This window comes from Streptomyces aureus (assembly GCF_001418135.1).
Taxonomy (GTDB): domain Bacteria; phylum Actinomycetota; class Actinomycetes; order Streptomycetales; family Streptomycetaceae; genus Streptomyces; species Streptomyces aureus_A.
This window is the reverse complement of record NZ_LIPQ01000573.1, coordinates 1-2,361: the sequence shown is the minus strand read 5'-3', so window position 1 is coordinate 2,361 and position 2,361 is coordinate 1. Positions and strand designations below refer to the sequence as shown.

Here is a 2,361-nt window from a genome sequence, read left to right as displayed (position 1 = left end):
GGTCCGCGCGTAGGCGAGGGCACCACGTGGCGCCCTCGCCTACGCGCGGACCGTGCAGGACGTCATCGACCTGCTCAACGACTCCCACGCGCTGGAGCACTTCGGCGCCGCGAGCCTCGTCATGGGCCTCCTCGACGCCGGCCGCATCCACCTGGTCGCCGAGGGCCCCGACGGCGCCTTCGTGCCGGGCACCCGGTTCACCCGGGTGGACGAGCCGTACCCGATGGGCGAGGTGATCCGCACCCTGCGGCCGCGGTTCATCGAGTCGCCCCGGGACTTCGCCGACTCCTTCCCGGTGCTCTGGCCGCACATCAGCGGACTCGGCATCACCGCCGCCGTCTATCTGCCGCTCATCGCCCAGGCCCGGCCCATCGGCGCGCTCGGGCTCCTCTACAGCGACAAGACCGGCTTCAGCGAGGACGAGCGGACCCTCCTCGTCGCCCTCGGCAGCAGCATCGCCCAGAGCCTCCAGCGGGCCATGCTGTACGAGCAGGAGCACGACCTCGCCGAGGGGCTCCAGCAGGCGATGCTCCCCCGCCGGATCCCCGACGTGCCGGGCGCCCAGACGGCCGTCCGCTACCGTTCGGCCCGCCTCGGCCGGGACATCGGCGGAGACTGGTACGACGTCATCGCGCTCCCCGGTGGGCGGGTCGGCGCCGTCATCGGGGACGTGCAGGGCCACGACACCCACGCGGCGGCCGTCATGGGCCAGTTGCGGATCGTGCTGCGCGCGTACGCCGCCGAGGGGCACACCCCGGCGACGGTGATGGCCCGCGCCTCCGTCTTCCTGCACGAACTCGACACCGAACGCTTCGCCACCTGCACGTACGCGGAGGTCGACCTCGGCACCGGCGTCGTCCAGGTGGTGCGCGCCGGCCACGTCGATCCGCTGCTCCGGGAGACGGACGGCCGCTGCCGCAGGATCCCCGTGGAGGGCGGACTGCCGCTCGGGCTCTCCGCCGAGTTCGGCCGGCTCGACTATCCGGTGACGACACTGGAGCTGGACCCCGGGCAGACGCTGATGCTCTACACCGACGGTCTGGTCGAGAAGCCCGGCTCCGACCTCGACGAAGGCCTCCAGTGGCTCTCCGCCCTCGTCCGGCGCGGGCCCGCCGACCTCCAGGAACTCGCCGACCACCTGTGCGACGTGGTCGCCGACCGGGGCGGCGAGGACGACGTCGCGATCCTGCTCCTGCGCCGCCAGGCCGCGACCGCCACCCACGGAGCCGGCCGGTTCCAGCAGCACGTGGCCCAGAACGACCCCGAGGCGCTGAGGTCGGCCCGGCACATGATCAGGGCCGCCGTCCGGGCCTGGGGCGCCGGGGAACGGGCCGACGAGATCGAGCTGGTCGCCGACGAGCTGATGACCAACGCGCTGATGCACACCGACGGCGGGGCCATCGTCACCCTGCGGATCCTCGGCGGGGCCGAACGGCGGCTCCGGGTGGAGGTCGAGGACCGCTCCAGCGCGCTGCCCCGGCGCCGCGAGGCGGGGGAGGCGGGCGTCTCCGGCCGCGGACTGCTGCTCGTCGACCAGCTCTCCGACGTCTGGGGAGTGGAGTCGCGGGGGAGCGGCAAGTGCGTGTGGTGCGAATTCACCGTGCAGAACTGAGCCCGTCACAGAGGGGTGCGACTGTTGACAGAAGGATGAGACTGTTAACAGAGCGTGCACAGATCGTCCTTGACCGTAACTGTCGGTACGCGATTGACTTCGTGCTCCCGGCTCTCCGCGCCGCCCGTACGTGAGGACACCCGTGAGCAGCGAGCTACTGGCACCGCTAGACCTGGCCTTCTGGCACCTGGAATCCACCGCGCACCCCCTGCACCTCGGGGCGCTCGTCCACTTCGGCCCCACCCCCTCGGACCGCGGCCAGGAGCCGCCGGACGTCCTCGGCCTGCTGGCCGGCCGCGCCGCAGCCGTCCCCCGGCTCCGGATGCGCGTCCGCGACGTCCTGATCCCCGTCGGCGGCGCAGCCTGGAGCGCCGACCCCGACTTCGACGTACGCCGGCACGTCCACGAGATCGCCCTCCCCGGCGCCGACTTCCCCGCCGAGGCCGCCCGCCTCGCCGCCGAACTCATGGAACGGCCCGTCGCCCGCGGTCTGCCGCCCTGGGAGATGTACCTGCTCAGTGGCGCACCCGACGGTTCCTTCGCCGTCCTCGTGAAGCTCCACCACGCCCTCGCCGACGGCATGCGCGCGGTCGCCATCGGTGCCGGGATCTTCGACGAGATCGCCGCGGGCCGCCGCGCCGCGGGCCGCGCCCGGCCCGTGCCCCCGCGCTCCTGGCTCCCCGGGCCCGGACGGCTTCTCGGCATGGCCCGCGACCGGCTCGGCGACCTCGGCCGGGCCGTCGAGGTCG

2 protein-coding genes are annotated in these 2,361 nt (G+C 73.5%); both read left to right on the top strand.

All coding sequences use genetic code 11. The features are described from left to right. Positions 1 to 52: 52 nt before the first annotated feature. The gene (locus AOK00_RS34240; protein WP_254047606.1) at positions 53 to 1,612 is read left to right on the top strand and encodes an ATP-binding SpoIIE family protein phosphatase; all 1,560 of its coding nucleotides are present in this window, start codon (positions 53 to 55) and stop codon (positions 1,610 to 1,612) included. Between the two features lie 142 nt (positions 1,613 to 1,754). Beyond that, positions 1,755 to 2,361 (top strand): wax ester/triacylglycerol synthase domain-containing protein (locus AOK00_RS34235; RefSeq protein ID WP_301554241.1); only part of this gene is annotated, 607 nt, incomplete at its 3' end.